Raw genomic sequence first — 5,635 nt, forward strand, 5'->3', positions numbered from 1 at the left:
CTTCAATTTATTGATTTAAAACAATGTTGCCAATCGCTATAATTTTTTGTCATGTACAGAGATTATTTAGTAATCAATTTAGGTAACTACTCAGGCCTTATTTATCTGGGCTACAGCGTGTTTATAAGGTCAAATTTGGTTAAATCAACTAGAAAAATGCCGTTTTTTACTTCTTTTCACCAATAAAATCGCTGCATCCCGCGATTTAATAGCCTGAGTAGTTACCAATTTAGATTGAAAGTGCTGTATTAGGGTATGGGCATTATATTGACATCCTCCTCGCACTAAAGCACGAGGATTTCTTGTTACTAAGGAGCAGGCGTATATCATTATTACCTACTGGTTTTGCTAATGCGACAATTTTTAAGGCTAATTTAGGCTTATGGTCTTGTTTGCCCGTATTTTTCAGCAAACTGACCGTAGTATTGCGCCTCGTCCCTCTTTATAATTTTTTGCCTTTGGGAATTATATTCAATAATCTTTTTATATGGCGTTCAGTAATAAAAGCCAGCGAAAAAAGCTGTAAAAAGTTTTCCGCTATAATCACATCCAAACCGATATGTTCAGGTATTGCTTCTTTGCGGGTATCAAACAGTTTATCCCAAAAAGCCAGAACAATACCGTAGTTACTGTCGTGTTCAGAGCGCAAAGTAGAGTGGTGTGTACGGTGTAACGAAGGGGTAATAATAAATTTCGATAAACGTGCTTCGTTGTTAAAAGTAAGGTTAGAGTGATGGAAGAAAATAAAAAATAACTGGACAGTTTCAATCGCAAGCACTAAATAAGCATCGACTCCGATCAGGATAACAAATAGGCACTTGTAAGGTATTTCCAAAAACAAGTCGATAACATGAAAACGAAAACCGGTGGAAACATTAAAGCTTTTATCACTGTGATGCACTTTGTGGAAGCGCCACAAAAACTCATATTTATGACTGGCAATATGCCAAATGTAAATTGCCAAGTCATACAGCAATAAGCTGAATACCCATTTGACAGGGTTGTTACTCATGCCACTTAGCAGGCCGTGCGAGGAAAATTGTTGCGCTACAAAAAATAGCGACGTGGCTCGTAGCGCTGTCAAAATAACGTTATTGAACAAAAAAGCTGTCGTGTTGGTAACAAAAGAAGCCTTGCCAATTTTGTTGGTAAAGCGTCGATAAGGCTTTAGTTTTTCCATAATCACTAAAACAAAGAAGCCGAGAATGGCTACGCCAAACAATATCTGGCTAGGAAGCATACCTCCCATGTCATTTTGCATATTATGCTAACCTGTTGGTGTAATGTGATAGCGGATATATTAATTAGAAAATATCGTTATCCGGTGCTAATGTGTCACTTAGTAAACGATTTAAATCTTTAATTTCTTTATTGGCATTTACTTGAAAAGTGACATCGTACTGCACACCCAAATAATAAATAACCTGACCTTTTCGGCTCAGTAGCGGGGTGATTTTTAAGCGATTGAAAAAAAGTTCGCCATTCTTACGGTAATTTCTGAGTGTCACTTCAATGGGTTTATGGGTTTTAATCGCTTCAGCAATCTGAAATCTGGCTTCTTGTTCTCGGTCTTCTCCCTGAAGAAAACGGCAGTTATAGCCGACAATTTCTTCCTGACTATAGCCTGTCAAGGTTTCGAAGGCTTTATTGGCATACACAATAGGCGTGCCCTCTAGATCAGGATCTGCCAGTGTTACACCATTCACACACTCATCAAGTATTGATGAGAGAATTTGTGGAATTAATCCATTATTATCTTTTTCAACAACAAAGTTCATGCTTCAGTTCCTAAATAATAAATTGATTACTGGCAGCCATCGGCCAATAAATTTTTGATATTTTCTACGGTATTTTCGGCACCTTCTTCAATAGCCATACGAATCAACTTTTCAAAGGGGCGCATAAATAATTCTAACTCTAACAGTTCAAAAGAAAACTCCAACTCGGTAAAGTCATTATCAACTCGGCTGGTAAACAGATAAGTATTTCGAAATGGTGTCCCCACACCCACAAAAGTAACTTTTTGTGGGGTCTCAAATTCGGAAACTTCAAAGACCGACTCTATTTTCTGGCCTTGCTCGAGGCGTATCTGACGCGCTTTTGCGCCGACAAACACTTCAGTTCCGGTCAGGGGATTAAATTCCGAAACCTCTAAAGCCCAACGGGGATAATTATCAAAAAACTTTTTCCCTACAAAACAAAATACATAGGCCACTGGCCTATTTATTTCGATACGCGCTTTGCCGACGACCGGCTTTGAAATATCGAAAAGGTTCATGAAAACTATCTCCTGTCAAAATTAAGAAGCCTGCCTTGGCTCGTTTTAAAGCATGCACGCTTAAAATCAACTTATCTTGTTTAAAATAAATAGCAAATACCAAAAAATAAATATTTCTACAGCTAATTTTGCATACCCAATGGCTTATCGCGGCTTAGACAGTAAGCTTAAATGCATGAGCGGAAAATAATTTGAGTTATTGTTATTTACCGTTATACCTATCTGGCTGTTCTAAAAGGCTTAAAAAAGTGACTGTATAGAAGACCGTTAATGGCTATAGTGTTAAAGCCAGTTGAATCCCTATAAAATATGCTAACAAAAGGCAGGTCGTTACGTGATAAAAAAAATTTTGCAGGGTTACCTTGGCATTGTTTTCGTTAGCTGGTTTTTAGCCAGCGGCACTGTAATAGCGGGAGATAGTGTTAGCAAAGAGCAAGTAGCTGTTTTTGCCGGTGGCTGTTTTTGGTGCATGGAACCGCCTTTCGATGCCTTGCCCGGCGTTATCAAGACAATATCGGGCTTCACTGGAGGGCATACTGAAAATCCAAGCTACAAGGAGGTATCAAATGGAAAAACAGGGCATTCAGAGGCGCTGCAAGTCACTTATGATGCGTCTAAAATAAGTTATGAAAAATTGCTTGAGGTGTTTTGGCATAACATTGACCCGTTTAATAGCACTGGCCAATTTTGCGATGAAGGAGAGCAATACAAAGCGGTTATTTTCTATGCAGATGAACAGCAAAAGCAACTTGCTGAAGCATCTAAGGTAAAGATTAACAAGCAAATGCCTGATAAATATGTAGCGACATCTATTAAGCCTGCGGGTAAGTTTTTCTCAGCAGAACAATACCACCAGGATTATTACCTTAAAAACCCCAATACCTATCATTTTTACCGGTTTACTTGTGGCCGAGATCGTCGTCTTAATAAGATTTGGAATCCATAAATCTTGAATTACATGAGCGTCTAATCCGCTATATTTTCGATATAGCAGGCATTTTTTGAAAAAATGACTGCTATTGACAAGCCACAAATCATCGATAGATTAATTGTATCGCTAACTTTTTTAGCGATTTTAATGAACCCTGTTCAGGAGAAAGTAATGCATAACAACAGCTCTAAATCTGTAAAACGATTATTAACAAGTATCATTATCGTCTCGAGTATTTGTATTACTCAACATGCCATAGCAAGTGAAAATAAAAATGAAATAGCCTGTAAAAGTTATATTCAAAACAAAATTTCCTGGAGTTATAGCGAAAATAGAAAACAGAAAATATGGGATCCAACTGTCCTTGACGGCTTATGTAAAGGCACAAACACACCCGAAGAACCTGGAAAGTGTTTCAACAAAGCCATGCACGGTCATGTAAAATGGGGTATCAGTGATAAATGGGAGTGGAAAAATGCCGTTAGCTTATGTGCAGGTACTGATAATTCTGACGAAAGAATTACCTGCTTCCAAAAAAGATTAACGGCTGGAGAAATATGGGAAGCTGGCATTTTGCAATGTCAAACAAACAATGGCAATCTAGATAATAAAGTTCCTATGTAAAATTTTACACAGTGGACGGGTCAGCTTGTTGCTATCCGTTTACCTGTGATCAAAATCCCCTCTCAATCCATTAATAAAGATTTAATGAATACGGATTAACCCACAGCCTAATGAGTGTACGCTACCAAATCAACCTCAGAATTCTGCTATCAGCACAGTGTATTTTGGTATTGGGTGGCTCAATCGCCGTATGGCAAGCGCGGCAGTCGGTTGCCAAAGAAGTGGCATCATCCATTAATCTGGCCGTACAACTCATCTCATTTACACTATCACACACCAGTACCGAAACGCGGACATCGCTCGATTGGATTGCCCAGCTTAATAACCTACAAGAAATACGCCATTTAAGCATTCAATTGCAACAACCCAGCGGCCAAATTCTCCGCTTTAATACCAGGCTACCCACCGTCAAATCCACCGACCAACCGCCGCAATGGTTTATCCATCTGGTTGAAAACGGACAGCCCAAAACCGAACGCCCGCTCATCGCCGCCAATGGCCAGCCTGTGACTTTACTGATTCAGGCCAACCCGTTGGATGAAATCACCGAAGCCTGGCAAGAGAGTTTAGCGTTTTTCAACTCGGTGGTCTTACTGACCTTGTTTACTTGTTTAGCGGTTAATCTGGTGTTTAACAAGGCCATAAAAACCATTGCGGTTATCGTTAATGCCTTAAAAACCATCGAAACCGAAAACTATCAGCACACACTGCCTGACTTTGCCATTCAAGAATACGACCGCATCGCTAAAGCCATTAACCATTTAACCGCTAAACTTAACGCCAGCCAACTGGAAAACCGTGCGTTAACTCAACATTCTTTGGCCATACAAGAAGACGAACGCCAAAAGCTGTCGCAAGAATTGCACGATGAACTCGGTCAATCGTTAACCGCCATTAAAGTAATGGCAGCCACCTGCACCCGTCCCAAAGCCGATATTGCCAACGCCAGTGCGACTATTATCGAAGTATGCGATCATCTGATCAGCGTTGTGCGCTCTATGATGCAGCAATTGCATCCGCTTATGCTCAATGAATTGGGCTTAAAAGCCACCCTGGAAGATTTGCTGTATCATTGGTCGCAAAGAAATCCTGAGCTACAACTAGTGTTAAACTGCTCGGATGCCGTCGATGAATTGCAACAACACTGTGCTATCCAGCTGTTTCGGGTGGTACAAGAATGTTTGACCAATATTATGCGCCATGCACACGCCAGCCAAGTACACATTAGCCTGGCGATTAATTCAGACCCTCATAGCGTACGCTTAACCGTTAGCGATAACGGTCAAGGCTGCGATATTACCCAGACAAAACACGGCTTCGGTTTATTAAGTATGACAGAGAGAATCACAAGTTTGGGCGGCGAACTGCGCTATCATTCCGCGTCGCAACAAGGTATGCGGGTTATTGCACACATTCCGCTGCCATGATCGCGCCTATACGAATTATTCTCGTTGATGACCATGCCATTGTGCGTGCCGGTTTTAGAATGTTGCTGGCCACCGAAGACAGCATTGATGTGGTGGCAGAAGCGGAGCGCGGTGAAGCCGTGTGGCCGTTATACCAAGAGTATCACCCCGATGTGGTGGTAATGGATTTGTCTATGCCAGGTCTGGGTGGGCTTGAAAGTATACGGCGACTGTGCTTAAAAGAGGCTAACGCCAAAATTCTGGCTTTTAGCGTGCATGATGAAAAAGTCTATGTGAATCGTGCCATGACAGCTGGTGCAAAAGGTTATATTTGTTTCACTACCGTACACTTTTTCCAAAGCTATTGCTATTTTTTAACAGTTTGATAATTTAGTG

7 protein-coding genes are annotated in these 5,635 nt (G+C 40.7%); 4 read left to right on the plus strand and 3 right to left on the minus strand.

Annotated features, from left to right (window positions below; translation table 11 throughout):
* Positions 1–442: 442 nt before the first annotated feature.
* Genes CRENPOLYSF2_RS18160 through CRENPOLYSF2_RS18170 form a run of 3 tightly spaced genes read right to left on the minus strand, consistent with a single transcriptional unit; the run spans position 443 to position 2,278 of the window.
* Positions 443–1,261, minus strand: a complete 819-nt coding sequence (locus CRENPOLYSF2_RS18160; RefSeq protein WP_087145368.1) for a sterol desaturase family protein — start codon at positions 1,259–1,261, stop codon at positions 443–445.
* Positions 1,262–1,304: 43 nt separating this feature from the next.
* Positions 1,305–1,778, minus strand: a complete 474-nt coding sequence (locus tag CRENPOLYSF2_RS18165) for a PAS domain-containing protein (protein WP_087145369.1) — start codon at positions 1,776–1,778, stop codon at positions 1,305–1,307.
* A 26-nt stretch (positions 1,779–1,804) separates the two neighbouring features.
* Positions 1,805–2,278, minus strand: a complete 474-nt coding sequence (locus CRENPOLYSF2_RS18170; RefSeq protein WP_087145370.1) for an SRPBCC family protein — start codon at positions 2,276–2,278, stop codon at positions 1,805–1,807.
* Between the two features lie 334 nt (positions 2,279–2,612).
* Here CRENPOLYSF2_RS18170 and msrA point away from each other — a divergent pair, with 334 nt between their 5' ends.
* The 4 genes from msrA to CRENPOLYSF2_RS18190 all read left to right on the plus strand — a co-directional run bounded on the left by msrA (position 2,613) and on the right by CRENPOLYSF2_RS18190 (position 5,625).
* Positions 2,613–3,224: a peptide-methionine (S)-S-oxide reductase MsrA gene (gene msrA / locus CRENPOLYSF2_RS18175; RefSeq protein ID WP_087145371.1), complete on the plus strand. Its 612-nt coding sequence runs from the start codon at positions 2,613–2,615 to the stop codon at positions 3,222–3,224.
* 63 nt (positions 3,225–3,287) lie between these two features.
* Positions 3,288–3,833: a hypothetical protein gene (locus CRENPOLYSF2_RS18180; protein ID WP_087145372.1), complete on the plus strand. Its 546-nt coding sequence runs from the start codon at positions 3,288–3,290 to the stop codon at positions 3,831–3,833.
* Between the two features lie 110 nt (positions 3,834–3,943).
* Positions 3,944–5,260, plus strand: coding sequence for an ATP-binding protein (locus tag CRENPOLYSF2_RS18185; RefSeq protein WP_087145373.1), 1,317 nt, complete (start codon positions 3,944–3,946; stop codon positions 5,258–5,260).
* Positions 5,257–5,625, plus strand: coding sequence for a response regulator (locus tag CRENPOLYSF2_RS18190; RefSeq protein WP_087145374.1), 369 nt, complete (start codon positions 5,257–5,259; stop codon positions 5,623–5,625). Before CRENPOLYSF2_RS18185 ends, CRENPOLYSF2_RS18190 begins: the two co-directional genes overlap by 4 nt.
* Positions 5,626–5,635 lie beyond the last annotated feature (10 nt).

This window comes from Crenothrix polyspora, assembly GCF_900163755.1.
Classification (GTDB): domain Bacteria; phylum Pseudomonadota; class Gammaproteobacteria; order Methylococcales; family Methylomonadaceae; genus Crenothrix; species Crenothrix polyspora.